Source organism: Roseibium sp., assembly GCF_965276855.1.
GTDB lineage: Bacteria > Pseudomonadota > Alphaproteobacteria > Rhizobiales > Stappiaceae > Roseibium.
Genome location: NZ_OZ255700.1, coordinates 3,807,928 through 3,833,480, shown reverse-complemented (window position 1 = coordinate 3,833,480; position 25,553 = coordinate 3,807,928). Strand labels below are relative to the sequence as shown.

Sequence of the window (25,553 nt, the reverse complement as noted above, 5' to 3'; positions counted from 1 at the left end):
TTGCGAGAAAACACGTTACAGGGAGAGACCTGAATGAGCTCCAAGACGGTTCAGCTCACAACTGCGCAGGCCATTGTCCGCTACCTGGCAAATCAGTTTATCGAAGTCGACGGCAAGGAAATACGAATTTGCGGCGGCGGCTTTGGTATTTTCGGCCATGGTAACGTGACCTGCCTTGGTGAGGCCCTTTACAATCATCAGGAAGAGCTGCCCCTGTATCGTGGACAAAACGAGCAGAGCATGGGGTTTGCAGCAGCTGCTTATGCCAAACAGTGGCTGCGGCAGCGGTTCATGTTCTGCACGGCCAGTGCTGGCCCTGGCACGTCGAACCTTCTCAGTTCTGCCGCGCTGGCACATGCCAACCGCTTGCCCATGCTGATGTTGTGCGGTGATGCCTTTCTCACCCGCCTGCCCGACCCGGTGCTGCAGCAGCTTGAGCACTTCAACAACCCGACACTTGGCGTCAATGATGCGTTCAAGGCGGTGACCCGCTATTGGGACCGGATCACGCATCCGGCACAGGTCATTCAGTCGCTCCCCGCCGCCCTTGCGACAATGCTCGACCCTGGAGACTGCGGACCTGCATTTCTCGGCCTTCCCCAGGATGTGCAAGGCTGGACCTATGACTATCCGGAAAGCTTCTTTGAGCGCCGGGTACATCGCACTCGCCGGAGCTCCCCCGACGAGCGGGAAATTGCAGATGCGGCAGCACTGCTGAAAACGGCCAAGCGGCCGCTGATCATTGCCGGTGGCGGCGTCCAATACAGTGGCGCGGTCAGCGAACTCACGGCCTTTGCGGAAAAGCACCAGATTCCAGTGGTCGAAACCATTGCTGGCCGCGCCAATCTCCTGGCAACGCATCCCTTGAACGCCGGCCCAATCGGCGTGACAGGATCGAACAGCGCCAACAATCTGGCCGAACAGGCGGATGTCATTCTTGCAGTCGGCACGCGACTGCAGGATTTCACCACAGGATCCTGGACCGCTTTTGCCCACGAGGCCCGTTTCATTTCGATCAACGCAGCCCGCCACGACGCTGGCAAACACATGTCGACCCCTGTTGTCGGCGACGCAAAACTCGGACTTTTGGCCTTGGGTGAGGCTTGTGCGGACTACAAGACACCTTCGGACTGGACCGGGACTGCGGCTGAAGAACGGAAAGCCTGGGACGCATACGTTGCTGACAACGTGTCTTATGGCAATCGTCCAAACTCCTATGCCCAGGCAATTGGTGTGGTGAACGAACTCTGCGATCCCCGGGATCGCGTTGTTGCCGCGGCCGGCGGCCTGCCGGCGGAAGTAACGGCCAATTGGAGAACCCTCGATATCGGCACGGTTGATGTCGAATTTGGCTATTCCTGCATGGGATACGAGATTGCCGGTGGCTGGGGCGCACGCATTGCCCAGTCCGAGCGCGAACCGGACAAGGACACGATCGTCTTTACCGGTGACGGCTCTTATCTGCTGATGAACTCAGATATCTACTCATCCGTTTTGACCGGCAAAAAATTGATTATTCTGGTGCTCGACAACGGCGGGTTTGCGGTAATCAACAAACTGCAAAACAACACCGGCAATGAGAGCTTCAACAATCTCATTGCGGATTGTCCAACCGTTCCAGAACCATTCGCCGTCGATTTTGAAGCCCACGCTGCGTCGATGGGCGCGCACGCTGAAACGGTATCCAATCCGGCTGAACTTGGCGAAGCCTTCAAGCGGGCCAAGGCGGCCAATAAGACCTACGTCATTTGTATGAAGGTTGATGCTTACGAAGGCTGGACAGCCGAAGGGCACGCTTGGTGGGAGGTTGGAACCCCGCACGTGACATCGAGCGACAAGGTCCGGGCCGCGCACGTGGACTGGGAGTCCACGCGCCCGAAACAGCGCCGGGGGGTCTGATGCTTCTTAAAGCGATTGCCCGGAACAATTTCGTTGTGGTGGGACGCGCCGGGATCGACTTTTTCACCGATGCCGGGGTGCGGGCTGAAGATGCTGAGCGGCTCGGCGTCGGTCTCGGCGGATCAGCCGCCAATATAGGCGCCGGCATCTGCAAGCTTGGCGGCAAGGCTGCACTGGTGACCCGGGTCTCGGACGACAGCGTCGGCAGCTACTGCATTGGCCAGCTCAAGCACTACGGCGTCGATACGGAGCACGTCACGCCTGTTGGCGGTGAATACCGCAATTCGCTTGCTTTTTACGAGTCTGTGGTCGAGGGGCACCGCAATGTCATCTACCGAAACGGCGCAGCCGACTTTCAGATGGATGAGCACGATGTAAGCCGCGTCGACTACGGAAATTATGGCGCGCTGATCACCGCCGGTACTGTCTTTGCAGCCGAGCCTTCGCGAAGCGCGACCTTCAAGGCCTTTGACCTTGCCAAGGCAGCAAACCTGCCGCTGATCTTTGATGTCGACTATCGGCCTTACTCCTGGCCGTCGGCCGACGTCGCCGCTGATGTTCTGTCGCGTGCAGCAGCGCAATGCGACATGATTGTCGGCAATGACGAGGAATTCGGCTTCATGGCAGGTGACTATGACAAGGGGCTTGAGAAAGCCCGGGAACTCGTGCGCACAACAGCTGAGCTGGTAATCTACAAGATGGGGGAAGCCGGAGCGATCACCATCACCCGCGATGGCGAGTTCAGAACGGGCATCTACCCCGTTGAGGCTCTCAAACCCAATGGCGCGGGCGACAGTTTCATGAGCGGCCTCATGACGTCCATCGCAGATGGTTTTGAGCTCAAGGAAGCCATCCTCCGTGGGTCTGCCTGTGCATCCATCGTCGTTGCCAAACCTGGTTGCGCCCCCGCCATGCCGAACAAAGCCGAGCTGGAGGCCTTCTTGTCCTCGCATCCCGGCCCGACACAAGAGCATCGGACGTTTTGATGAAAACGCTCAAAGATGCTCGACCACACTAAGAGCGATCAGCTTTCGGCGTGAATTCGATCCCGATTTCTCGCCCGCTGATCCAGTCTGAAAGGACCATTCCATGCATATCGCGCCGCATGACAACCAGAACAAGCCGATCGTGGACATCGACAATCCGACCGTTCCGCTGAACTACTTCAACATCGTCAAGCTCAAGAAGGGCGAGGCGTTCCACTATCAGGTGCCCGGCTATGAAACCTGCATCGTGCCTGCGACCGGCACTGTAACCGTTGAGGTCGAGGGCCTCACATTCGACAAGCTCGGCAACCGCGGCGAAGATGTCTGGGACGGTGAGCCTGAGGGCGTCTACATCCCTGTTGGGGCCAAGGTGACAATCATCTGCACCTCCGATGAAACGGAGACATTCATCGCGGGCGCAAGGTATGATGAAGTGCTGGATCCGTTCGATGTGCGCGTCGATGGCATCGATCTAGTCCAGTACGGCTCGGATGACACCAAGACCCACCGCAAGATCAAGCATATTCTCGGTCAAAAGCAGCACGGCAAGGTGGGCCGTTTGCTGGTCAGCGAACTGTTCACCGTTGGCCAGGGCGGCTGGTCCGGCTTTCCAGCCCACAAACACGATACCGACCGTCTGCCGCATGAAACACGGCACGACGAGACCTACAACTTCCGCTTCCGGCCAAAACACGGCTCAGGTGTTCAAATCCTTCAGCGCGAAGAGGGTGTTCCCGGAGAAGCCTATCAGCTGATGGACGGTTCGACTTTCATGATCGACAAGGGCTATCACCCCTGCGCCGTCATGCCCGGTTACGAGATGTACTATTTCACAATCCTGGGCGGTCTCAGCCAGCGTTCACTGGTCCAGTATTTCCAGCCGACCCATGCCTATCAGGTCGAGACGATCCCCGGGATCAAGGACATGGTGGCCAAATTCAAATGACACTGGCAACACTGAGCCAAGTCCTTCAACCGGCCTTGAAAGACGGTTATGCCGTTGCCGGTCTGGTGACGCTCGGCTGGGAAGATATGCGCGCCTATGTGGCCGCTGCCGAAGAAGAAGGTGTTCCGGTGATCTTGCAGGCAGGCCCCTCCTGCCGCAAACACACACCTCTTCCTGTTCTGGGCGCAATGTTCCGGCATCTTGCGGAAGGGGCAAGCGTTCCAATTGTTGCGCATCTTGATCACGGCTACACATTCGAGGATTGCCAGCAAGCACTCGACAGTGGTTTCACATCGCTGATGTATGACGGCTCGCGCAAACCGCTTTCCCAGAACATCGATGAAACCGCGCGGATTGCGGAACTAGCGCATTCCGCCGGGATATCGTGCGAAGGTGAAATCGGCTTTGTCGGATATGCGCAAGGGGATGCTTCTGAAGGCACGGACCCTGCGGATGCCGAAAAATTCGCGGCCGAAAGCGGCGTGGACGCCATGGCGATCTCGGTTGGCAATGTTCATCTTCAGGAAAACAAGGAAGGCGGACTGGACGAGGCCCGCATCAGCGCGATCCAGGCACGAACCACAGTCCCGCTGGTCATCCATGGGGGCTCCGGTGTCCCTGTCGATCAGCGGCAAAAGCTCGCCAGAAATACAAACATTTGCAAATTCAACATCGGAACCGAGCTGCGCAAGGCCTTCGGAACTGCGATGCGGGACGCAGTCAATCGGGATCCGGACCGGTTTGACCGGGTGACGATCTTATCAGAAACACATGATCCGATGGTCGCAGCGACCCGCACTGTTCTCAAGGCCTTCGGTGGCCCATCCAAGAACGAGCCCAAGGAATAAGAAATGGTCAGATTTGGACTGCTCGGATGCGGGCGCATCGGCCAGGTGCACGCCCGCGCCATTCAGGCGTCTCCGGACGCGACGCTGGTGGCGGTGGCAGACGCATTCGATGCGCCCGCTCAAGCGCTTGCGGCAACAACCGATGCAGAGGTGCGTGAGGCCGCGGCCATCATCGAAAGCGATGACATTGACGCCGTCATCATCGGCACGCCAACGACGACCCACTACGACCTGATCCATCAGGCAGCACGGGCGAAGAAAGCGATCTTCTGCGAAAAACCGGTCGACCTGTCCTCTAATCGGGTGCAGGACTGCGTCAAGGTGGTCAACGAAAACGGCGTCATGTTCCTGACGGCCTTCAATCGCCGGTTCGACCCCAACTTTGCACACTTGCAAAGCCGGATTGCCGGTGGTGACATTGGCGATGTCGAGCTGGTCACCATTTTGTCCCGCGATCCCTCCCCGCCGCCGATCGACTACATCAGAACATCTGGCGGCCTGTTCCGGGACATGATGATCCATGACCTCGACATGGCCCGGTTTATCCTCGGCGAAGAGCCCGTCACGGTCTTTGCGGTTGGCTCCTCCCTGGTCGATCCGGAAATTGGCAAGGCGGGTGATGTGGATACCGCGGCAGTCACGCTGACAACGGAAAGCGGAAAGATCTGCCAGATTTCAAACTCGCGGCGGGCAGCATACGGCTATGACCAGCGTCTGGAAGTGCACGGTTCAAAAGGCATGCTGAGGGCAGAAAACATCCTGGAAAACACGGTCGAGATGGCAACCCAAACTGGCTTTGCAAGAGCTCCTGCCCAGCATTTCTTTCTAGAGCGGTATGAAGCGGCTTATCTGGCGGAAGTCACCCACTTCATTGACTGTCTGAACAACGGAAGAGAGCCATCACCCAGCATTGAGGACGGTCTGCGCGCGCAGATCCTGGCAGATGCGGCGGCTAAGTCACTCGAAACCGGCAGACCGGTGTCAGTTTGACGATCGTTTGCCCGCCGGGACTCTCATCACACCGGTAAATGGTAAGTTTCTACCGTCAACGCATGACGAACGGATTGGCCATCGGTTCACCGGAGGTGTTGATCCAGACGGTCTTTGTACGGGTGTAGTCCTGGACGGCCTCAATGCCCGCTTCGCGTCCGTATCCGGATTGATTGAACCCACCGAACGGGGCGATTGGCGAAATCGCTCTATAGGTGTTGACCCAGCAGATCCCCGCCCGCAGTCTGGATGACACGCGATGTGCGCGGGCAACGTCCCGCGTGAAGATTCCAGACGCGAGGCCATACGGCGTGTCATTTGCAAGCGCGATAGCCTCGTCTTCCGTGTCGAACGGCAAGAGCGACATGACCGGCCCGAACATCTCCACCTTCAGTGTTTCGATGTCCGGGTTCGGGCAGGCCACCAGCGTCGGTGCCATGTAATTGCCCGAGCGCTCAAGCGGCGCACCGCCAAGGCGGATTTCGGCACCTTGTTCGATCGCCTTGTTCAGCGTGACCTTGATCTTTTCAATCTGCGCATTTGTGCAAAGCGGGCCGACATGTGTTGCGGCCTCGAGAGGATCACCAACCGAGATGTGGGCTGCCTTTTCCGTGATCTTGTCGATCAGTGCTTCAAACACAGTCCGTTGCACAAGAGCACGGGATCCAGCCACGCAGCTTTGACCCGATGCACCAAAATTTCCGGCAATCAAGCCGTTTGCGGCGCCATCAAGATCCGCATCGTCAAACACCAGAACCGGAGACTTGCCGCCGAGTTCCAGACTGGTGACCGCAAAATTCTCAGCTGAATTGCGCACAACATGCCGGGCTGTTTCCGGTCCGCCGGTAAAGGCAATCCGGTCGACATCCGGGTGCCGGGTCAACGGAATGGCACAGTTCTCAGAATCTCCCGTAATGACGGAGACGACCCCCGGCGGAAATCCGGCCTGATCGATCAGTGAGGCAAACTCCAGCATCGGAATGGGCGCGATTTCCGAAGCCTTCAAAACCACGGTGCAGCCCGCTGCAAGTGCCGGACCGAGTTTGGTTGCTGTTAAGAACATCTGGGCGTTCCAGGGTACGACAGCAGCAACGACCCCAACCGGCTCTCGTTTGGTGAACACATGCATGTCCGGTTTGTCGATAGGAAGCACCGATCCTTCGATCTTGTCCGCGAGCCCTGCATAGTACCGATAAAAATCGCCGACATACTTTGTCTGCGACAGAGTTTCGGCGAGCAGCTTTCCGCTGTCGGTTGTTTCCAGTCTCCCGAGGTCTTCCGCGTGCGCTTCAACCAATTCCGCCAGCCTGAACAGCAACTTGCCGCGCTGTGTCTGGGTGAGGTCACGCCATGCAGGGTCCTCCAAAGCTCTCCGGGCAGCTGCAACGGCCCGGTTCACATCCCTTGGATCCGCGCAGGCGAACGAGGCCCACGGGTCACCCGTCGCCGGATTTTCAGTATGCAGGATTTGACCGCCAGAGCCCTCACAGCGCCCGCCATCAATATAAAGCTGATAGTGCTGCATGTTGTCTCCTAATCGAACGCTGGCATGACGTCGTCAATGAATCGACGCAGTGAGGCCTGCTTGCGCTCAAAACTCATACCGCTGTCGATCCAGAACGAGTATTCATCGTATCCCAAATCTTCGTAGCGTTTGATGCGGTCGATGACGTCTTCCGCCGTACCGATTGTCAAATCCCGGGCCATGTTCTCCGGGGCCATCATCTTGTTGGCCGCCAATTCGTCTTCAGACAGGTTTTCAATCAATCCTTGGGAAACGGTACGTTTGTTCTGAAACCAGGCTCCGAAATAGCAGTAGAACCGCGAGAGTTCCTTGGCCGCCAGAACCGCATCATCAGAATCGGACGCCACATAACTGTGGTGCAACAACATGATCTTGGGCCTCGGACCGCCATGACTTGCACACGCGTCATTGAAGCGGCCCATCAGTGTTTCGATCTCCTCCATGCCCTGCCAAAGCGGGGTCACCTGAATATTGAAGCCTTGATGCACACCGAACTCATGGCTGTTCGGGTCCCTGGCAGCAATCCAGATCGGCGGGCCGTTTTCCTGCAGGGGCTTGGGCGCGGACGTGGTGGGAGGGAACGCATAGTAGCCGCCGTCATGCGCGCAATCGCCTTGCCACAGCGGACGAAGCAGCGGGGCGGTTTCCCGCATGCGTTGACCTGCCTCCCAAGGATCGAGGCCCGGCATCAACCGCTCATATTCATAGGAATAAGCACCACGAGCAATTCCAAGCTCGATCCGGCCACCGGTCATCAAGTCGGCCGCTGCGGCCTCCCCGGCCAGTTTGATCGGGTGCCAGAACGGCGCAATCACGGTTCCAGTTCCTAGGCGTGCATTCTTCGTATGATGCGCCAGGTCCACGAGTGTCAAAAACGGGTTGGGCGCAATCGTGAATTCCATGCCATGGTGCTCACCGGTCCAGATGGCGCGCATACCGCCCTCATCCGCCAGTTTGCATAAAGACACAAACTCCTCATAGAGGATCTCATGCGGCTGTTGCGGCGTAAGTCGCTCCATGTGAGCAAACAGGGAAAATTCCATGTTCAGACTCCCTCCGAAAGCGTGTGAATTTCTCCGGTCATGGTGTCCCCGAGATAACAATTGAGATTGCCTGTTGCGCATTCCCGGGCATAACGGGCCATCATGCTGGCAAGCGGCGGACTGGCATACGTCAGAGCAGCCAACTCTTCGGGAGGCACCGCGGTCAGTTTCGTGTCTGGAGCGACATGGGACGCCTGCGCCAGAAGATAGGCAAAATGCTTCGATGCATCCGCATCATCAAAGACGGAGTAGACAGCGCCAAAACTTGCCGAAATGCCGTTGTCTTGAAGTGCGGCCTGAATGGCTTTGCGAAGGCCGGACTTGTTCGGAACGGAACATTCGGGCAGCCGGTAACCGGCTGGTGTCTTTTCAAGCAAGACCCGCCCCTCATGGCGGACAATTGCCCCGGCGATATTCACTCTTGCGGCCGGATCGCGCGCGCTGCGCTCCCGGGCGAGACTGAAGAACTGACCATCGGCGTATCCAAGCCCCTGACCGGGCTTTTGCGCAAAACCAATGACCTCACCAATCAGGATCACATGATCTCCGGCGGAAACCGTTTGGTGGGTCTTGCATGAAAAACGCGCCAATGCGCCGACCGGAAAAGGTATGCCGTCGGCATCAAAGTCATGCAGTGTTTTGGCAAAACGGTCTCCCTTGTATCCTGCAAAGGTGTTTGCAATGTCCGTCTGGCCTTCCTCAAGAATGCTGACGCAAAACTGCTCGCACTCCGCAAATGCGTCGTAACTTGAGAGGAACTTGCCAGGGCAGACAAGCAGCAATGGCGGGTCGAGCGAAACGGATGTGAAGGAGTTCGCGGTGAACCCGACAGGCGTTCCATCGGCCCTGCGGGTAGTCACCACCGTGACCCCGGTCATGAAGCGGCCAAAGGCGCCGCGCAGTTCTTTCGGGTCGATCGGTTTCATCAATGGCACTCCGTTGCAAAAGCCAGCAAAGCCCGGGTCACTTCATCGTGGTGCGTCATCGGCATCATGTGAGCCGCGTCTTCGACCACCATTACGCGCCCCTTCGGAGCCAAGGCGGCCATGGCCTGTGACATCGCGGGTGTGGAATTTGGCTCAAGGCCACCGGTCATGAACAGCGCTGGACACTTGAGGGACATGAGTGCCCGATCAGATGGCCCATCTTCCCTTGCGAACACCTCATATGCAGTCCGGTAACCGTGAAGATCGGCGCCACGCAGCCAGGCCTCGCAAGCGCTGCGGGCCTCCGATGGCTCTGTCCCGAACCAGCGATCGAGTGTCGGTTCCGGATTTGGACCTGTATCAGACCGCAACTTTTCCGCACGTAACAGAACTGCTTGTTTGGCGGCATCAGAGCGCCGATAGATCGCATTCAGTGCGGCGACACCTGCGACCAACTCCGGATAACGCGCAGCAATGTCGAGAGCGATCATGGCCCCCATGGAATGTCCTGCCACCACAGTCGGCCCGTCCAATAATTGGGCAACCGCGTCCGAATAGTCCGGCAAGTCGGCTGGTCCTTCCAGGTGGCCACTATGGCCGTGGCCTGGCATATCCGGTGCAATCACCTGAAAATGGGACGCAAGATCAGGCACTTGGGCCGCCCAGGCATCGGCCTGCAATCCGACACCGTGGAGAAGAAGGACACGAGGCCCCTCGCCTTCCTTGATGCAGGCCAGTCCGCCCTGATCAGACCGCGGCCGGGTTGTCCAGATCACGGCCCATCTCCTTCAGATCCTGATACCGGTCACCGATCCGGTGGAACGGCCGGCCAGACGTCGCCCCCCCAAGCGCGACCACAACCTCATCAGCGCGCGGAGCGTCGGGAATCGAAAACTGGATTGTCAGATAGTGGGACCGCCTTCCCGCATCGTTCTTGTCCATGAGCGGGATCATGATCGGAGCGTTTGCCGGTCCCCGGGTGTTGCTGAAAGCGAGATAGGATTTGGCGCCGACTGCTTCCCGATAAAAATTGCCGAACCTCAGCGTATGGATCAGCCCGGATGCATGTTCAATTTCTCCGTCAAGGCCGACAACGGCTGCCTTGCCGTAGGCTTCGATTGCTTCTCCGCTGCCGCCGAGCTTCAGGATCCGGTCGGTGAGCAATTCACCGAGAACAGGACCAAACGCCAAAATCTCCGGTTTCAGATCCTCAACAAACCGGCCGGCCCACGGGTTCTTGACCACCGCGGCAGCCGCAAACACGTGCCATGGTCGTTCGGTTGCCCTGAACCCCTCGATCAGGATCTCTTCTTCATAAGCAACGATTTTCCGGATTTCCGGCTGCATCCAAGGCCCTCCCTTCCACTCTTTCGGCGGTTAACCCGGAGTATCCCGGTGCTTGACAATCGGCACAAACGAATGATTTTGAGGCTTAGGCATTAGTTCCACTAATGGATGTGTTATACATGACCTCAGCACTGCCTCCCCTGAACTGGTTTCGTGCGTTTGAAGCTTCGGCCCGGCATCTGAGCTTCACGGCAGCTGCAGACGAAATCGGCATGACCCAGTCCGCTGTCAGCCAACAGATCAAGGCCCTGGAAACCAAACTGGGTGTACCGTTGTTCGAGAGGAAAGCCAGGGGGTTGGCCCTTACTGATGACGGACGGCGGTTGCTCCCACAAGTCGATGCGGCTTTGGACACTTTGACAGCGGCCACACGATCGTTCGTGCCTGATAAACCGAAGAAGCTTCTGACGGTCTCCGTTTCCGTCAGTGTGCTTCAATGGGTGATTGGCCCTGCGCTCCCTTCCTTTCGTGCGGCATATCCGGACATAGCATTGCGATTTATCGGAGCCATTTGGCCAGACGAATTCAGTCGCTCTCTTGCGGATGTCGTCATCAGTTTTGGCTCGCGGAAGCAGGCCGGACCAACTGCAGCGCTCCTTGGCAGCGGCAAACTGATTGCCCTCGCGCCAAGCCAACTGATCACATCATTAGATACGTGTCCGGTCATCGACACGGTTGGGATTTCAGGTGGTTGGTCTGAGTGGAGGACAGCAACCGGCATGGGCTGTGCCGACCCGTCCATTTATGTGGATTCCTACGGCGCAGCTCTGGATCTTGCCAGCAACGGCAACGGCATGTGTCTTGTAAACGAAACCCTAGCTCGGCACGCCGTTCAATCCGGGATGGTTGTCCCGGTCAGTACAATGACCATAGGGGCGAATGAGGCGTATTTCATCGAAACCGATCCCTCATCAGAAGACGCAGATACATTTCGAAGGTGGCTTTCAAATACGATATCCAGCGGCAAATCAGCTCAAAAGCAATTCAAAGGCTGAGCACCCCAAGAGCACGGGTATTGAGCTTTCAAATCAAACTGGCGCGGCTGATCTCGCACGCAGTTCGGGAGCGACCTTGCGGCTCCTCATGGTCTTTTGTCATCAGCCAGTAAACAACAAGCGTTTTGGCGATTGCGGTGGAGCCACACTCGTCCCGGCAAGACTCTTGGACAGCCTCAACACAACGCGATCCACGAGACGCCCCCTGCAACCGGAATGACACTTACGGCAAAGGCACAGACAGAACTTCGCTAAAAAGCAGTGTGCAGGCGACAATTACTCCGGTCACGCTCAGGAGCAGGATTGCCCAGTTCTTCCCTGAAAACCGGTCATGCTGTGCAACTACGGTCAAAACGAGACCCAGGAGAACTGCTGTTGCGCCAAACCCGAGAAGCGGAAACAAGAAGACAGCGCCCAGCATCACCAACGGCAGCGCTGTCATGCGGACCCATGACCCTTCCACCGCAAACTCGGTTACATGCCGGGTGAATACCAACCTTAAAAGGGCCAGGCCGACCATGACAGTCATTGCCATGGCAATCGTCCTCGGAAAGACGGCAGCTTCAGGGTTCAGACCGGCCGATTGCTGCAGAGCCAGCAGCGCAATACCACCGGCAATCAGCAGCCCAAGCAAATCTCTGAGGATAGCGGGTTTTGGCGCGCGTTCGCGTTCATCTGTGGGCGTCACGGTGCTTTTGGAAACGAGTTGTTTCAAACGCGGCAAGAACGGATAGAAGAAGGTCAGAAGTGTCAGTGCAATGATGGCCATTGACAGCGGCCGCCCAAAGAATTGTCCCCAAAGATTTCCAATCGCGTCGCCGATCGTCCAGCTCTGGACAAAGCCCTGCTCAGCAATCCGGCCAAGGATCAATCCAAGAACGATCGGTGAGACGGAAAACCCACGCTTGCCGGCAACCCAGCCGACAATGCCAAGCACAATCATAATCGCAATATCGGACAAGCTGTTGCGGATCGCGAACGTGCCAATCACCGTCATGAAGGCGACGATTGGAACGAGTGCAGCTTTCGGCGCACGCACGATGGCCCCGTAAGCGAAACGGCCGATCATCAGTCCGACGGGCAACATCAAAACTGTTGCGAGCAAAAGGCCGAAGATGAAGGTGTAAACGATATTGGCACCGTCAGCGAAGAGGCTTGGCCCCGTCCGCACACCTTGAACCAGCAACGCCCCCAAGATAACCGCATCCGGTGGGGTCCCCGGGATGCCCAAGACCAGGGTCGGAATGAAGCCACCGCCAACCGTGGCATTGTTGGCCGATTCCGTCGCAACGATCCCGCCCGGATTGCCCTCGCCATAGGGCGGTTTGCCCTTATTGGTGCGCCGTGCTTCTGAATACGCAACCAGGCCCGCGATCGAGCCACCTGCCCCTGGAAGCGCTCCAACCATCGTGCCAATGACAGAGCTGCGCATCACATTGATTTTGTTCTTCAAAAGAAGGCCAAATGCTTCTGGGAGCCGGAAACCCCGTGTTTGCTCAGGTGCCTTGAGGTGCCTGTCCGGCGTCGCAACCAAATCGATGAGCACTGGTATGCAGTAGAGACCAATCAGGGCCGATACTGTCTCAACTCCGCCCAGAAGCACATTTGACCCAAATGTGAAACGAACCTCCGCACTCGTTTCTGAAATTCCGATCATGGCGAGCAACAGCCCGAAGCAGGCTCCGATCACGCCTTTCAAAAAATCCCCTGTCGACAGCGCTGCAATCAGCGAAAGACCAAAGACCGCCAGCCAGAAATACTCCACAGGGCCGAATGCCAAGGCGGCTTCGGCCAACGGCGGCGCCAGAAACAAGAGCGCCAAAGCACCGACGAGCCCGCCGATCACCGACGAGATACATGCGACTGACACGGCGAGATCGCCATCACCCCGTTTGGCCATTGGATAGCCGTCGAAGGTGGTCGCAATTGCCGACGGTGTTCCGGGCGTGTTCAACAAGATGGCGGCATAAGCGCCGCCGTAGATCGCCCCGGTATAAATCGCCCCCATGAGAATGAGAGCGCTGTCCGCAGACATTGTGAATGTCAGCGGCACAAGCACGGCGACTGCCATGGTTGCAGTCAATCCTGGAATGGAACCAATGATCGTTCCCGCAGCCACACCCAACAGGGCAAGCAGCAGGTTCAGCGGTGACAAAGCACCGATGATAAACTCGAGCATGAATTCCTCCCGGGAGAGACGCGGAACGTCACAGGTGTGAGGATGAAGGCGCAAATAGCGCCTTCATCAGTATTATCAATCGATAATGCCAGCCGAACGTGCCGCGTTCAGATACCCTTCGGCCTTATCGGAAATGAAGGCGTCCATATCAGCCCCGTAGCCAACGTCCACGAGCGCAAAGCCGCCATCAAGCATCTGTTTTTGGAAGTCCGGATCTGCGTTAATGGCCTTGATGGCATCAGACACCTGCGTCCGGACCTCTTCAGAAGCAGAGTTCGGCACAGCTATGCCGCGGTAGGCACCGGACACCATGTCGTAGCCCAGCTCGCGAAAGGTCGGGACATCAGGAAACGCCGGGTGGCGGTCTTCCATCGCAACAGCCAGAAGGCGGACCTTGTCTCCCTGCGCCGCGCCAACGGTGGTGTACCCCCAAGCCGCCTTCACCTGCTTGCCGAGGAGAGCCGTTACAGACGCGCCCGTTCCTTTAAACGAGACATATGTGCTCTCAATGCCGGCCATCTCATCAAACTGAACTTGCGCCAGGTGATTGGCTGTCCCTTTACCTGAGCCGGAAAAAATGACCTGCTTCGGGTTGGCCTTGGCATCATCAATCAGGTCCTGAAGCGTCATGTACGGGCTGTCCGCCGTAACCACGATGGCATCCGGCGTGTAGTGGAACATATAAACTGCTGCCAGGTCCTCTGTTTGAAACCCGACGTCACCTTGTTTTGGCTTGATAATGATATGGGGAAGGTTGATCCCCATAATGACGGATCCGTCGCCAGCCATGTTGTTCAGTTGCGACCAGCCAACGGCGCCACCGCCACCTGGCTGGTAATTGACAACCATTTGTTCGCCGTAGAGCTTCTCAAAGAAGGGCTGCTGGAAACGCGCGGTTATGTCGGATTCTCCACCCGGGCCAAACGGAACGATGTAATCGACACTTCCGCTTGGAAATTCTTCCGCAGATGCAGCGCCGGCGAACACCGCCAATGTCGCCGCCAATAAGGCAGACTTAAGTTTCATGCTTATTTCCTCCCTGTTGAAATGCATGTATTTTTGATCTTTTTTTTGATCTTAGGCATTCAACATCGCTCCCGTCACGTGTTTTTACGTAAGGGAGCCGGAAAAAATCATGCTCCTTCTTCGGTTAAGGCTTTCAATACATTTTCTACAGTCACCTGGCTGACACGCACATTCGCCTGCCTCGTAACACCGGCAATATGCGGTGTCAGAATGAGATTTGGACAGTCCTTGAAGACGTCGGCTGCGGCACCGTCGAGGGGCTCCTGTGCAAATACATCTATTGCGGCCCCAGCCAACCGCCCCGCCTTTAGTGCGGTCGCTACCGCGTGTTCGTCTACAATTTCACCTCGCGCCGCGTTGATGAGCAACGCACTGGACTTCATCTTTGAGAGCTCACTCGCACCAATCAGCCCAGCCGTGGCAGGGGTCAACGGAACGTGCAGGGACACGACGTCTGCTCTTGCGAGAAGGTTCTCAAGATCGCAGGATTGGACGTGTGTCCACGCAGGGTCCGTATCGGCAAGGTAAGGATCGAAGGCGATGATGTTCATGCCGAATGCACGCCCAACCTGAGCCACTGCCTGAGCAATTTCACCAAACCCAACGAGGCCGAGCGTCAGCCCCTGGACTTCACCGCCCCCACCAAGTGCAGTGCGAGGCCAATTCCCATCCAGCATTTGCTGATTTGAGGTGAAGGCACCGCGCCGCAAAAACAGCATAGCCCCAAAAACATACTCCACGACTGATTGCGTGTTGGCACCGGTCGCGGGTCTGACACTGACACCCCTTTTGGTGCACTCCCTAAGGTCGATGTTCTCCAGCCCCACGCCCAGCCGACCAATCACCTGCAATTTTGGCGCGGCATCCAGGAGGCGACCGCTGACCTGCGTCCGGTTCCGCACGATCAATGCATCTGCATCGGCGAGTTTCTGAAACAGCCTTTCTTCATCATCAACCAACGACGGATCATAGAACACTTGGAATGCAGGCCCGAATTTCTGAAGGGCGGCTTCATCCATGAACTCTGAAACAACAACTTTTTTTTCCAATTGCGCTTCCCTCCTCATCCCCCGCATTGGCGACCGACCCATATAAGCCGATACATCCGAGGCGACCAAGGCCAGACCAGCCAGGTCACCCGCATATTCAAGGACAGGGAGATCTCAATTGCGCATCGTCGATATCCGGGAAGTGACCAAGCCAATCTCTTCGCCGATCAGAAATGCTTACATTGATTTCAGCAAAATGACCGCGAGCCTTGTCGCCGTCATTACAGATGTCGAACGGAATGGCAGGCGCGTCGTCGGGTACGGTTTCAATTCAAATGGCCGCTATGGGCAGGGCGGGCTTATCCGCGAGCGTTTCCGCAACCGCATTCTTGAGGCTGAGCCAAAACAACTTCTCGACCAAACTGGCACCAACTTCGATCCTCACGCCATCTGGGGAACGATGATGCAAAATGAAAAGCCTGGAGGCCATGGAGAACGATCTGTTGCTGTTGGCACGATCGACATGGCGGTTTGGGACGCGGTTGCAAAGATCGAGGACAAGCCGCTGTTCCGCTTGCTTGCAGACCAAAATGGACGTCAAGCCGATCCAAAGGTCTTCGTTTATGCAGCGGGTGGATACTACTATCCCGGAAAGGATGATGCCGCGTTGCGAGCGGAAATGCGCAGCTACGTTGATCGGGGTTATACCGTCGTAAAAATGAAGATCGGCGGTGCATCGATTGAAGAAGACCAACGCCGGATCGAATCCGTACTCAACGAGATTGAAGGCGATGCCAAACTCGCCGTAGATGCGAACGGCCGGTTCGATCTGGAAACGGCGATTGCCTACGCCAAGATGCTACGGCGTTACCCGCTATTCTGGTTTGAAGAGATCGGAGATCCTTTGGACTACCAGCTTCAAGCGGCAATGACCGAGTTTTACCCAGCACCGATGGCAACCGGAGAGAACCTGTTCTCCCACCAGGATGCTCGCAACTTGTTGCGGTATGGCGGCATGCGCCCAGACCGTGACTGGCTGCAATTCGATTGCGCGTTGTCCTATGGCCTCGTGGAATATCTTCGCACGCTCGACGTATTGCAGGAGCACGGCTGGTCGCCGGCGCGATGCATCCCCCATGGCGGACATCAGATGTCGCTGAACATCGCGGCAGGGCTGGGTCTTGGCGGCAACGAGAGCTATCCGGATCTCTTTCAGCCCTATGGCGGATTTCCAGACGGAGTTGATGTGATTGATGGGCATATCGTCATGCCCGACCTGCCCGGCATCGGATTTGAGGGCAAGTCAGATTTGATCACGGTTATGCGGGAGCTCGCTGAATGAGCCCATTACCAAGATCCAGATCTTTGATCTTTCAAGACAAGCGCTTAAAAAGGCCAAGTCGGGGTTTCGAGTGGGGATAGGGCAAAGTGGAAAAACGGAAACTGGGGGCCAATGGGCCGGAAATAGGCGCAATCGGTTTTGGAGCCATGTCGTTCTCCGACATGTACGGACCAACGAATGAAAGAGAAAGCCACGCCATTCTCAACGCCTGCCGTGACCTTGGTGTAACTCACCTGGACACCGCAAATGTCTACGGCATGGGAAAATCGGAAACGGCGATTGGCACTTATCTGAAAGCCAATCCCGGTAGCCGGGACGAGTTTGTTATCGCAACAAAAGCCAGCATCACCCGCGATCCAGATGGGAACCGGAGTTTCGACAACTCGGCAGAGCACCTGGAAAGTGAACTGGACAAGTCTCTTAAGCGGCTCGGTCTTGAGTATGTGGACCTGTTCTACGCCCATCGCCGCGATCCGCGCTTCAGCCCGGAAGAAACGGCTGCCAATCTTGGCCGGCTGGTGGAAAGGGGCAAAGCCCGCGCAATCGGCTTGTCGGAAGTGGCACCATCGACCCTGCGGCGCGCTATGAAAGCCTTTCCCATTGCAGCTGTTCAGTCGGAATATTCCCTCTCGACCCGGTTTCCAGACTTAGGGCTGGTTCAAACCTGTGCCGAACTCGGGGTGGCCATGGTGGCTTTTTCTCCGGTTGGCCGTTCGCTGCTGACGGACAACCCGATCCCAAGCGACCGCATTCCAGATCTGCCATTTCTTGCCGGCAATCCGCGTTTTATGGAGCCGAACCTGACAGAAAATCTCAGGATCTTGGAGGGTTTTCAGAACCTCGCAGCTGAGATGGGCACAACTGCGGCCGGGCTGGCCAATGCCTGGCTTTTGACACGCGGACCGCATGTTATCCCGATCCCGGGCACACGATCAGTGGATCACTTAAAGGAATGCATATCCGGGGCATCCCTCATCCTCTCCGCAGCTGATCTGGACCGTATCGAAACCGTTCTCCCAGTTGGATGGGCCCATGGCGATCGCTATTCAGATGCCCAATGGATCGGACCAGAACGATATTGTTGAAGAAGGACAGCTTCGGCAAATGCCTAAAAATCTGATGGAGGTCAGAGTTACATAGGCATGGCAGTCGGAGCTTGCCGCCGTCGGCAAAACAATAAGCTGAGAGTGCTGTTCTGTAGACATAAGAAGTAGCGGCAAGCGGCCACTACATAATCGGATGTCGCGTCTCCAAAAAAGACCATATTGAGCGGGTCAGTCGATTGGTGTGCTTGTCGTTCCGGAACAACGTGATTTCCAATGGAACAGACCATTCAGGTCGCCCAGTCTGCACCAGTGCTCCGGACCGAATATCCTGCGCGACAAGGGTTTCAGGCAACCAGGCGACCCCCATCCCGTCGCGCGCGCGGATCCTTAATGCCCCGGCCATGGCGTTTTCATAAACGACTCGCAAACGGTCCTGGATTTTTTCTTGCTGGAACAAAGACCCAAGATGCTGCCCGATTGGCGCCTCATCACCAAAGCGTAGAAACGGCAATTCGAAAAGGCCTGAATTCAGATCGAAGAGCGGGGCACCGTCAGGCGTCGGCTTCGACACTGGGATCAACGTGTCCTGACCGATTTTAAGGGTCTCAAGCGGCAGTGCGTTGCTGCGTGCCATTCGGCGGCCAGTGTCACAATAGCGGACGTGCGCACTCTCATAAGCGATTACAAAATCGACATCGCCATTTTGCAGATCCCGCAGGCAGTTTGGCAAATCGTCCGCCCGAAGGCGTGACATGATAGGACCATAGGTTTCCTCAAAACTCTGCAGCCAAGTAGGATAAAACCGCCATCCGATAGAATGCTGGGCGCCGAAAGTCACCACATACTTGTCAGGCAAGGACTGGGCCTCAAGCAACTGGCTCCGTTCGTGCTCGACCCGGTCCAGCGCCTGTGTGCCCGCTTCCAGCATTTGCAAGCCAGCCGGTGTTAGGCGTACAGGCTGACGGGATCTATCGACCAATGTCACGCCAACCCAGGCTTCAAGCGAACGAATGCGTCGGCTGAATGCTGACTGACTCAGATTACACAGTTGCGCGGCCTGGGAGAAGTTACCGGTCTGGCTCAGGCGAAGAAGGTCCCGGAAAAGATAGAGATCCATACCGGGATCATGCAAAAATTGCATAATGTAATGCAACCATAAAATTGGACGACCACTTTTTATTGCCTCATTCTTGGTCGTGAGGAAAAACTAAGCAGGTCGAGCCAATGTCCGTTGCAACAATAAATTTCAAGACCAAGCCACGTATTGATTTTGAGCCGTTTCCACGCATCAGCCTATGCCACCAACCAACGCCGATCGAGGAAATGCCACGCCTGACGGCTCATCTGAATGGGCCTAAACTGTTCATCAAACGCGATGATTGCACCGGACTTGCAACAGGGGGCAACAAAACCCGCAAGCTCGAATTCTTGATGGGAGATGCTCTCCGTATAAACGCCGATATGGTCGTTACTCAAGGTGCCGTTCAATCCAATCATGTCCGCCAAACCGCTGCCGCCGCGTGCCGATTGGGCTTGGATTGCCACGTTCTTTTGGAGCGCCGTGTCCCAGACCGGGATCCCGACTACGAGGAGACAGGTAATGTCTTTCTCGATAAGCTGTTTGGCGTCACCTACGAGTTTCGCCCTGACGGCCTTGACATGAACGCGGAAGCGGAGACCGTCACGGAGCGTCTGCGTGCAAAAGGTCGGCGACCTTACTTCATCCCCGGTGGAGGATCGAATGCAATCGGCGCTCTGGGTTATGCCAGCTGCGCCCAGGAAATCGCGGACCAGTGCGCAGAAACGGGCCAAGCCTTTCAATGGCTGGTCATGGGCACGGGAAGCTCAGGCACACAAGCCGGACTGGTCGCAGGATTTCACGTTCTGGGATACGACCTCCCCGTTATGGGTATCAGTGTTCGCCAGCCACACGAGCGGCAAGTCACTGCCGTGCATGCCACAACGGAAAAAACACTCGAAAAACTGGGCGGCACCTCCATCGAAAAAGAGAAAATCCTCGTCGACGATGGGTACGTCGGAGAAGGCTACGGCCTGCCAGCAGAAACCACCCTTGAAGCCATTCACCTGACCGCGCGTCAGGAAGGGATCCTTCTGGACCCGGTCTATTCGGCCAAGGGCATGGCCGGCCTGATCGGTCTCATCAGGCAGGGCTTCTTTTCGCCTGATGACAACGTCCTTTTTTTGCATACGGGAGGATCAACATCCCTGTTTGCCTATGAAGATCAAATACTTGGGAGTATGGGATAACCGGGAAACCGGAGCCCGATGAACAAAAAGCCGCAAAGTACCGGCACCTTTCACCAGAGGAGTTGAACATGAACACGAGTTTGAAAAGCATCACGTTGGCCACGGCAATCAGCGTCATGACGCTGCCCGCATTTGCAGCCGAGGAAGTAAAGATTGGTGTCCCGAGCTGGACCGGAGCTCAAGCGATAGCGCACCTTTTGGGCGCTGTGGTGGAGATGCGGATTGGCGGTAAGGCTGAAATGGTCCCAGGCAACAATGCGACCATTTTCCAGGCTATGGACCAGGGCAAGGGAGACATTGACGTTCACCCGGATGTCTGGCTGCCAAATCAGGAGAGCTTTACCAAGAAATATGTCGATGAAGCGGGAACAGTGACCCTTTCTTCAAACCCTTACGAAGGCAATCAGGGCTTCTGCGTTTCCAAGGATTTTGGTGAGGCCAACAACATCACGGATATTGCCGACCTTGGCCGCCCAGACGTTGCAGCAATGATGGACAGTGATGGCAACGGCAAGGGAGAAATGTGGATCGGCGCGCCCGGCTGGGCTTCTGCGAATGTGAATGAAGTCAAGGTGCGCGACTATGGCCTGATGGACTTCATCGAGCCAATCAGAGCAGAAGAGAGCGTCAAGACTGCACGGGTCAAGGACTCCATTGCAAAGGGCGAAGGCTATGCTTTCTATTGCTATAAGCCACACGCCATCTGGTACATGTTTGACGTTAAGATGCTGACAGAGCCGGCTTACGACCCGGCGAAATATGTCATGGTTCAACCCTCCGATGACGCGGACTGGTTCAGCAAGTCGAATGTGGCCACCAAAGATGCCTTGAAGAAGGTCCAAATTGCCTGGTCGAACTCCCTGGCGGACAGATCCCCGGCGATAGCCGAGTTTTTTGCAAACTTCTCCTTGAATGCCGATGATGTCAGCAATTTCGCATATGAGATCAGCGGCAAGGGCCGGGAGCCAGCAGAAGTTGCTAAGGAATGGGTCGAGGCAAACCCGGACCGGGTAGATGAGTGGCTGGGTCTTTGAACCGCTAAACTTGATATTCATGGTGTCGGCTGAGCCGGCACCATCTGCTTTCTAGCATCGCAATTGGCGTCAACAATTCAGGACCTGACCAGATATGAACGGCGACACCGTCATTGAAATCTCCAATGTCTGGAAAATCTTCGGCGCGAACTCGGATGCCGCCCTGTCTGCGGTCCGCGATGAAGGATTATCCAAAGCCGAGGTTTTGGATCGGTGGAACGCGGTTGTGGGTGTCGCGGATGTCAGCCTGTCGGTCAATCGGGGTGAGATTTTCTGCATCATGGGTTTGTCGGGCAGCGGCAAGTCAACCCTGGTTCGGCACTTCAATCGCCTTCTGGAACCGACCGATGGGAAAATACTGATCGAGGGAACAGATGTCGTTGGGCTTGGACCGGCAGACCTGCAGTCGTTCCGTAACAGGAAGATCGGCATGGTGTTTCAAAACTTTGCCCTGATGCCGCACCGCTCAGTACTCGATAATGTTGCCATGCCGCTTGAAATCCGCGGTGTTTCAAAGAACGAACGGATGCGCCAGGCAGCTTCCTTTCTTGATATCGTTGAGCTCGGTGCCTGGGGCGCAAAATATGCCCATGAGCTCTCAGGAGGAATGCAACAGCGGGTAGGACTGGCGCGGGCCCTGGCGGCAAATCCGGATGTGCTTCTGATGGATGAGCCGTTCAGTGCCCTGGATCCACTTATACGGCGGCAACTGCAAGACGAATTCATCCGGCTGAGCAAGATCTTGAAGAAAACGACGGTGTTCATCACCCATGACTTGGATGAAGCCGTGCGCATCGGGGACCGAATTGCGATCATGCGGGACGGCCGCGTCGTGCAAATGGGCACAGCCGAGGACATTGTGATGCATCCGGCCGATGATTATGTGGCCGACTTTGTCGCCGGCATTTCAAGGCTGAAAGTGGTCCGCGCGCACGCGGTGATGCGACCAATCTCAGAGTACGAGGCCGATCACGGGCCCGTGCCGGAAGACGCACCGCGCGTTGATGAGGGAGAGACCCTCAGTACGCTGATCAACATGGCTATCGATACGGGCGATGCGATTCTGGTTGAGGACCAAGGCACACTTGTTGGAGCAATCACCCGAGCCGACATTCTGCGGACGGTGATCGAGGGGACAGAGGTATCATGATGGATCAGCTCAACACCTCGATAGAAGATGCCGAAGCCGAAGCGGCCCGGATCTACGATGAAGAACGGCGACAGAACATTGCCAAGTTCGTTCGCACCAACCCTGACTATTACATAGAGAATTTCAACCGGATCGGCGCCCGATCCCGCTTCACCCCGACCTTGAACCTTATGGCAGGGTTGTTTGGCCCGGTCTGGTTTGGCGCTCGCGGGCTGTGGTCCTGGGCGCTGCCCTTTCTGATCCTTGAAACGGTTGCGATCGTTCAAATCGCGCGGGGACTCTTCGGAGACCTTGCCGCCGAGGCGATGGCACGGATCGCCTCTATCGAAGGCACTCTGGAACTGCGCCGCAAACAGCTTGCTGCGGCGATCGAAAGCGGTTCTGACAAGGCCGAAGTCTATCAGCGTACAGTCGCATCTCTGGAAGCCAATATCGGCGGCATTCGGGCGGAGGCCCAGGCATTGGCAGATCAAGGGATCTGGATCGCCCTCGCTGGCGTGGTACTTCTCATTCTGGTGAAGGCCGTCGAAGCCGTGGTCGCGAACTCGGCATTGGAGTCAAGATTTTCCGAATGGCTGTCTGACAGTACGATCCGGTCCGGGATGCCCGGCTCGCAGATCGCGTTCAGCGCTGTCTTCATGTTTGTCATCGTGCTGGCGTCTGTCCTGCACTACAGTTTTCCGGATCGCTTTTCACTTTTATCCGCCTTCCCGACCGACCCGGATATTCGCCTTGTCAGCATTGATGCCGTGGAAAGGTTCTTTGCCTTTTGTGTTGCTAACGGGGAGGCCCTCTTTGACGCCATCACCTATGGTATCCGGCTACTGCTTGACACCCTTGAACTTGTCTTTGTCAGCACTCCCTGGATTGTTGTCGCCAGCCTGATCATCCTCCTCACATGGCTCACAGCGGGCGTCCGCACCGCCATCTGGTCCGGCGCGTTCCTTGCCTACATGGGCCTGCTCGGATTTTGGGACAAGGCGATGACCACACTGGCCTTGCTCGGCACTGCGGCCTGCCTGTCTATTGCGATCGGGATCCCGCTCGGGATGTTCGCGGCGCGCCGGCCGCGGTTTTATGCCGTGATCCAGCCGATCATGGATTTCATGCAGACCATGCCGGCCTTTGTGTTCATGATCCCGGTTATCGCTTTCTTTGGAACAGGCAAACCGGCGGCCGTCGTCACCACCATGATCTTCGGCGGCACGCCGGTTGTTCGTTTGACCGTGCTGGGTCTGCGCGGCGTTCCGGAAAGTGTGCGTGAGGCGGCGATCGCCTTTGGCGCCAACAAGTGGTACTTGCTGACGAAAGTGGACCTTCCCTTGGCAAGCCCCTCGATCCGGGCTGGCATAAACCAGACGATCATGCTGTCCCTGGCAATGGTGGTGGTTGCATCTCTGATCGGCGCCAAGGGTCTTGGTGAAGACGTTCTGGAAGCGTTGCAATACGCAAACGTCGGCCAAGGTATTTTGGCCGGTTTCTCCATCCTATTTTGCGCCATGATCCTGGACCGCATTGTACAAGGGGCCCGCAAATGATCCCTTTGGTTCTTGTCCATGGTTTCATGGGCGGGAGTGATCAATGGGAACCGCAGTCCCCGTTGAAGAACGCGGTTCCGTTGATCGCAGTCGATCTTCCCGGCTTCGGCAAAAACGCGCACCTCACCCCAATAAACTCCATTGAGGAATTGGCGCGCTGGGTTCTGAACGAGCTGAGGGACCAGGGCGTCGAGCGATTTCTACTGCTCGGGCATTCCATGGGAGGCATGGTGGTTCAGGAGATGATCCGGCAGGCACCAGATCGCATCGCGCGGTTGGTGCTTTACAGCACCGGCGCCCTTGGTCTATTGCCGGGCCGGTTTGAGCCGATCGAAACGTCCATGCAACGGGCAAAAGATGACGGAGCCAAAGCAACGGCGCGCCGGATTTCTGCAACCTGGTTCCTTCACCGCGAAAACGCCAATGCCTATCCCGCATGCGCGGCAATCGCCGAATGCAGCAGCCCCAACGCGATCCAGGCAGGCCTTGAAGCCATGCGGGACTGGTCAGGAGTTGATTTTCTAAGCTCCATAAGAGCCCCAACGCTGATCATCTGGGGTGATCAGGACCGCACTTATCCCTGGCCGCAAATACAGACCCTTTGGCAATCGGTACCCGAAAGCAGTCTGGCTGTTGTTCCCGGCTGCGCGCACGCTGTTCATCTTGAGGAACCCAAGCTCTTTAATTGCCTTGTCAGGCGTTTCATTTCTGAAAACGCCGGAATGAGTTGAAATAGACTTTTAGAGATAACTAAGGGCGGCAAACTCGGCCGGTTGGTAGCGCTCTCTCAAAAGCGGGATGACCGGTCATCGCAACGATTTACGAGCAATCCCACACATGCAGGGCGAGCGTTGCACGGAAGCTTGGATGACTTTTTGTCTTCTAATGGCTGCCACTAAAGCCGTGGTTGCTCCCATCTGGATTTCCTGACTTCTTGAAACCGACGACAGAAATCGCAATCAACTCTCGTCGCGAGCGCTCATAATGATTCAAAATGGGCACATCCAGATAGTCAAACGAAGCGTCTGCCTTCTGAGGTCAATTTCTGCTTCCGCCCCAATTCAAAGCAGCAGCACTATCGATTTGCGTGCCTGAAGAAGCAAATCCACGAGACAGTCTTTTATCGTTATGAAACGGTGAGATGGGACCGGCACGGAAACGGCGTATATCTGACCGATTGGATCTTTAAGTGCAAATCCTGCAGCGGAGATACCGTCTGTATGCTCGTTGATGTCCCAGGCGATCGAAGTCTGGCGAATTTGCTCGATCTCCTTCAGAAAATCTGAGAGGGGGCGAGCTCCATCGTCGGCAAGTTTGACCTCCGGGCTTGCCGGAGCCACCAAGGAGTCATCCTCCATAAGGGACAGCGCCGCCTTGCCGTTGGCAGTTGTCTTCACAGGAAAAGATCTCCGACGGAAGACACTGGCCGCAGAGGATGCGACCCGACCACCAGCTTTGCCTACACCAACCACTTCC

Annotated in this window: 23 protein-coding genes; 13 read left to right on the top strand and 10 right to left on the bottom strand. The window is 56.6% G+C overall.

Annotation, left to right across the window (positions count from 1 at the left end; genetic code table 11):
• Window positions 1–33 precede the first annotated feature (33 nt).
• The 5 genes from iolD to iolG all read left to right on the top strand — a co-directional run bounded on the left by iolD (window position 34) and on the right by iolG (window position 5,669).
• Entirely contained in the window at window positions 34–1,899 is a 1,866-nt protein-coding gene (iolD, locus tag ACQY4Z_RS17665) for a 3D-(3,5/4)-trihydroxycyclohexane-1,2-dione acylhydrolase (decyclizing) (RefSeq protein ID WP_428523434.1), read from the top strand.
• Entirely contained in the window at window positions 1,899–2,885 is a 987-nt protein-coding gene (iolC, locus tag ACQY4Z_RS17660) for a 5-dehydro-2-deoxygluconokinase (protein ID WP_428523432.1), read from the top strand. Before iolD ends, iolC begins: the two co-directional genes overlap by 1 nt.
• 103 nt (window positions 2,886–2,988) lie before the next feature.
• The gene (locus ACQY4Z_RS17655) at window positions 2,989–3,831 is read left to right on the top strand and encodes a 5-deoxy-glucuronate isomerase (RefSeq protein WP_428523430.1); all 843 of its coding nucleotides are present in this window, start codon (window positions 2,989–2,991) and stop codon (window positions 3,829–3,831) included.
• Window positions 3,828–4,679 (top strand): class II fructose-bisphosphate aldolase, encoded by an 852-nt coding sequence (locus ACQY4Z_RS17650; protein ID WP_428523428.1) that lies wholly within the window; start codon window positions 3,828–3,830, stop codon window positions 4,677–4,679. Before ACQY4Z_RS17655 ends, ACQY4Z_RS17650 begins: the two co-directional genes overlap by 4 nt.
• A gap of 3 nt (window positions 4,680–4,682) precedes the next feature.
• A complete protein-coding gene (gene iolG, locus ACQY4Z_RS17645) occupies window positions 4,683–5,669 on the top strand; it encodes an inositol 2-dehydrogenase (RefSeq protein ID WP_428523426.1) in 987 nt (328 codons plus the stop codon).
• Between the two features lie 55 nt (window positions 5,670–5,724).
• Here the strand turns inward: iolG and ACQY4Z_RS17640 are convergent, their stop codons facing one another.
• From ACQY4Z_RS17640 to ACQY4Z_RS17620, 5 genes are read right to left on the bottom strand one after another with little or no spacing between them, the layout of a single operon-like run.
• Complete coding sequence (locus tag ACQY4Z_RS17640) at window positions 5,725–7,194, bottom strand: aldehyde dehydrogenase (RefSeq protein WP_428523424.1); 1,470 nt, start codon at window positions 7,192–7,194, stop codon at window positions 5,725–5,727.
• Window positions 7,195–7,202: 8 nt separating this feature from the next.
• Window positions 7,203–8,237 carry an LLM class flavin-dependent oxidoreductase gene (locus ACQY4Z_RS17635; RefSeq protein WP_428523422.1) on the bottom strand — a complete coding sequence of 345 codons (1,035 nt, stop codon included), beginning with the start codon at window positions 8,235–8,237 and terminating at the stop codon, window positions 7,203–7,205.
• A gap of 2 nt (window positions 8,238–8,239) precedes the next feature.
• Entirely contained in the window at window positions 8,240–9,163 is a 924-nt protein-coding gene (locus ACQY4Z_RS17630; RefSeq protein ID WP_428523420.1) for a flavin reductase family protein, read from the bottom strand.
• A complete protein-coding gene (locus ACQY4Z_RS17625; protein WP_428523418.1) occupies window positions 9,163–9,939 on the bottom strand; it encodes an alpha/beta fold hydrolase in 777 nt (258 codons plus the stop codon). Before ACQY4Z_RS17625 ends, ACQY4Z_RS17630 begins: the two co-directional genes overlap by 1 nt.
• Window positions 9,911–10,510, bottom strand: a complete 600-nt coding sequence (locus tag ACQY4Z_RS17620; RefSeq protein WP_428523416.1) for an amino acid synthesis family protein — start codon at window positions 10,508–10,510, stop codon at window positions 9,911–9,913. The genes ACQY4Z_RS17625 and ACQY4Z_RS17620 overlap by 29 nt, the downstream gene beginning before the upstream one ends.
• Before the next feature lie 119 nt (window positions 10,511–10,629).
• On the opposite strand from ACQY4Z_RS17620, the gene ACQY4Z_RS17615 reads away from it, so the two are divergent.
• Complete coding sequence (locus tag ACQY4Z_RS17615) at window positions 10,630–11,505, top strand: LysR family transcriptional regulator (RefSeq protein ID WP_428523414.1); 876 nt, start codon at window positions 10,630–10,632, stop codon at window positions 11,503–11,505.
• A 223-nt stretch (window positions 11,506–11,728) separates the two neighbouring features.
• Here ACQY4Z_RS17615 and ACQY4Z_RS17610 read toward each other — a convergent pair whose 3' ends face one another.
• From ACQY4Z_RS17610 to ACQY4Z_RS17600, 3 genes are all read right to left on the bottom strand, one after another.
• The gene (locus ACQY4Z_RS17610) at window positions 11,729–13,684 is read right to left on the bottom strand and encodes a tripartite tricarboxylate transporter permease (RefSeq protein ID WP_428523412.1); all 1,956 of its coding nucleotides are present in this window, start codon (window positions 13,682–13,684) and stop codon (window positions 11,729–11,731) included.
• A 75-nt stretch (window positions 13,685–13,759) separates the two neighbouring features.
• Window positions 13,760–14,710 (bottom strand): Bug family tripartite tricarboxylate transporter substrate binding protein, encoded by a 951-nt coding sequence (locus ACQY4Z_RS17605; protein WP_428523410.1) that lies wholly within the window; start codon window positions 14,708–14,710, stop codon window positions 13,760–13,762.
• A 107-nt stretch (window positions 14,711–14,817) separates the two neighbouring features.
• Window positions 14,818–15,729 (bottom strand): hydroxyacid dehydrogenase, encoded by a 912-nt coding sequence (locus ACQY4Z_RS17600; protein ID WP_428529599.1) that lies wholly within the window; start codon window positions 15,727–15,729, stop codon window positions 14,818–14,820.
• 148 nt (window positions 15,730–15,877) lie between these two features.
• Between ACQY4Z_RS17600 and ACQY4Z_RS17595 the strand changes: the two genes are divergently transcribed.
• Window positions 15,878–17,041, top strand: a complete 1,164-nt coding sequence (locus ACQY4Z_RS17595) for a mandelate racemase/muconate lactonizing enzyme family protein (protein WP_428523408.1) — start codon at window positions 15,878–15,880, stop codon at window positions 17,039–17,041.
• A gap of 86 nt (window positions 17,042–17,127) precedes the next feature.
• Window positions 17,128–18,126, top strand: a complete 999-nt coding sequence (locus ACQY4Z_RS17590; protein WP_428523406.1) for an aldo/keto reductase — start codon at window positions 17,128–17,130, stop codon at window positions 18,124–18,126.
• A gap of 142 nt (window positions 18,127–18,268) precedes the next feature.
• On the opposite strand, the gene ACQY4Z_RS17585 is transcribed toward ACQY4Z_RS17590, so the two are convergent.
• Window positions 18,269–19,204, bottom strand: coding sequence for a LysR family transcriptional regulator (locus ACQY4Z_RS17585; protein WP_428523404.1), 936 nt, complete (start codon window positions 19,202–19,204; stop codon window positions 18,269–18,271).
• Window positions 19,205–19,311: 107 nt separating this feature from the next.
• On the opposite strand from ACQY4Z_RS17585, the gene ACQY4Z_RS17580 reads away from it, so the two are divergent.
• From ACQY4Z_RS17580 to ACQY4Z_RS17560, 5 genes are all read left to right on the top strand, one after another.
• A complete protein-coding gene (locus ACQY4Z_RS17580; protein WP_428523402.1) occupies window positions 19,312–20,355 on the top strand; it encodes a D-cysteine desulfhydrase in 1,044 nt (347 codons plus the stop codon).
• Window positions 20,356–20,423: 68 nt separating this feature from the next.
• Window positions 20,424–21,389, top strand: a complete 966-nt coding sequence (locus ACQY4Z_RS17575; protein WP_133953293.1) for a glycine betaine ABC transporter substrate-binding protein — start codon at window positions 20,424–20,426, stop codon at window positions 21,387–21,389.
• 94 nt (window positions 21,390–21,483) lie between these two features.
• Entirely contained in the window at window positions 21,484–22,539 is a 1,056-nt protein-coding gene (locus tag ACQY4Z_RS17570; protein WP_428523399.1) for a quaternary amine ABC transporter ATP-binding protein, read from the top strand.
• Entirely contained in the window at window positions 22,536–24,077 is a 1,542-nt protein-coding gene (locus ACQY4Z_RS17565; protein ID WP_428523397.1) for an ABC transporter permease subunit, read from the top strand. Before ACQY4Z_RS17570 ends, ACQY4Z_RS17565 begins: the two co-directional genes overlap by 4 nt.
• Window positions 24,074–24,808 (top strand): alpha/beta fold hydrolase, encoded by a 735-nt coding sequence (locus ACQY4Z_RS17560; protein WP_428523395.1) that lies wholly within the window; start codon window positions 24,074–24,076, stop codon window positions 24,806–24,808. Before ACQY4Z_RS17565 ends, ACQY4Z_RS17560 begins: the two co-directional genes overlap by 4 nt.
• Window positions 24,809–25,138: 330 nt before the next feature.
• Here the strand turns inward: ACQY4Z_RS17560 and ACQY4Z_RS17555 are convergent, their stop codons facing one another.
• Window positions 25,139–25,474 carry an IclR family transcriptional regulator domain-containing protein gene (locus tag ACQY4Z_RS17555; RefSeq protein ID WP_428523393.1) on the bottom strand — a complete coding sequence of 112 codons (336 nt, stop codon included), beginning with the start codon at window positions 25,472–25,474 and terminating at the stop codon, window positions 25,139–25,141.
• Window positions 25,475–25,553 lie beyond the last annotated feature (79 nt).

What these genes read in the sequence shown, in the direction of transcription:
- ACQY4Z_RS17560 (WP_428523395.1), top strand. Translation starts at nt 24,074, where the DNA reads ATGATCCCTTTGGTTCTTGTCCATGGTTTCATGGGCGGGAGTGATCAA.
- ACQY4Z_RS17655 (WP_428523430.1), top strand. Translation starts at nt 2,989, where the DNA reads ATGCATATCGCGCCGCATGACAACCAGAACAAGCCGATCGTGGACATC.
- ACQY4Z_RS17575 (WP_133953293.1), top strand. Translation starts at nt 20,424, where the DNA reads ATGAACACGAGTTTGAAAAGCATCACGTTGGCCACGGCAATCAGCGTC.
- ACQY4Z_RS17640 (WP_428523424.1), bottom strand. Translation starts at nt 7,194, where the DNA reads ATGCAGCACTATCAGCTTTATATTGATGGCGGGCGCTGTGAGGGCTCT.
- ACQY4Z_RS17620 (WP_428523416.1), bottom strand. Translation starts at nt 10,510, where the DNA reads ATGCAGCCGGAAATCCGGAAAATCGTTGCTTATGAAGAAGAGATCCTG.
- ACQY4Z_RS17615 (WP_428523414.1), top strand. Translation starts at nt 10,630, where the DNA reads ATGACCTCAGCACTGCCTCCCCTGAACTGGTTTCGTGCGTTTGAAGCT.
- ACQY4Z_RS17600 (WP_428529599.1), bottom strand. Translation starts at nt 15,729, where the DNA reads ATGGATGAAGCCGCCCTTCAGAAATTCGGGCCTGCATTCCAAGTGTTC.
- ACQY4Z_RS17635 (WP_428523422.1), bottom strand. Translation starts at nt 8,237, where the DNA reads ATGGAATTTTCCCTGTTTGCTCACATGGAGCGACTTACGCCGCAACAG.
- ACQY4Z_RS17610 (WP_428523412.1), bottom strand. Translation starts at nt 13,684, where the DNA reads ATGCTCGAGTTTATCATCGGTGCTTTGTCACCGCTGAACCTGCTGCTT.
- iolC (WP_428523432.1), top strand. Translation starts at nt 1,899, where the DNA reads ATGCTTCTTAAAGCGATTGCCCGGAACAATTTCGTTGTGGTGGGACGC.
- iolG (WP_428523426.1), top strand. Translation starts at nt 4,683, where the DNA reads ATGGTCAGATTTGGACTGCTCGGATGCGGGCGCATCGGCCAGGTGCAC.
- iolD (WP_428523434.1), top strand. Translation starts at nt 34, where the DNA reads ATGAGCTCCAAGACGGTTCAGCTCACAACTGCGCAGGCCATTGTCCGC.
- ACQY4Z_RS17605 (WP_428523410.1), bottom strand. Translation starts at nt 14,710, where the DNA reads ATGAAACTTAAGTCTGCCTTATTGGCGGCGACATTGGCGGTGTTCGCC.
- ACQY4Z_RS17630 (WP_428523420.1), bottom strand. Translation starts at nt 9,163, where the DNA reads ATGAAACCGATCGACCCGAAAGAACTGCGCGGCGCCTTTGGCCGCTTC.
- ACQY4Z_RS17565 (WP_428523397.1), top strand. Translation starts at nt 22,536, where the DNA reads ATGATGGATCAGCTCAACACCTCGATAGAAGATGCCGAAGCCGAAGCG.
- ACQY4Z_RS17650 (WP_428523428.1), top strand. Translation starts at nt 3,828, where the DNA reads ATGACACTGGCAACACTGAGCCAAGTCCTTCAACCGGCCTTGAAAGAC.
- ACQY4Z_RS17580 (WP_428523402.1), top strand. Translation starts at nt 19,312, where the DNA reads ATGTCCGTTGCAACAATAAATTTCAAGACCAAGCCACGTATTGATTTT.
- ACQY4Z_RS17585 (WP_428523404.1), bottom strand. Translation starts at nt 19,204, where the DNA reads ATGGATCTCTATCTTTTCCGGGACCTTCTTCGCCTGAGCCAGACCGGT.
- ACQY4Z_RS17570 (WP_428523399.1), top strand. Translation starts at nt 21,484, where the DNA reads ATGAACGGCGACACCGTCATTGAAATCTCCAATGTCTGGAAAATCTTC.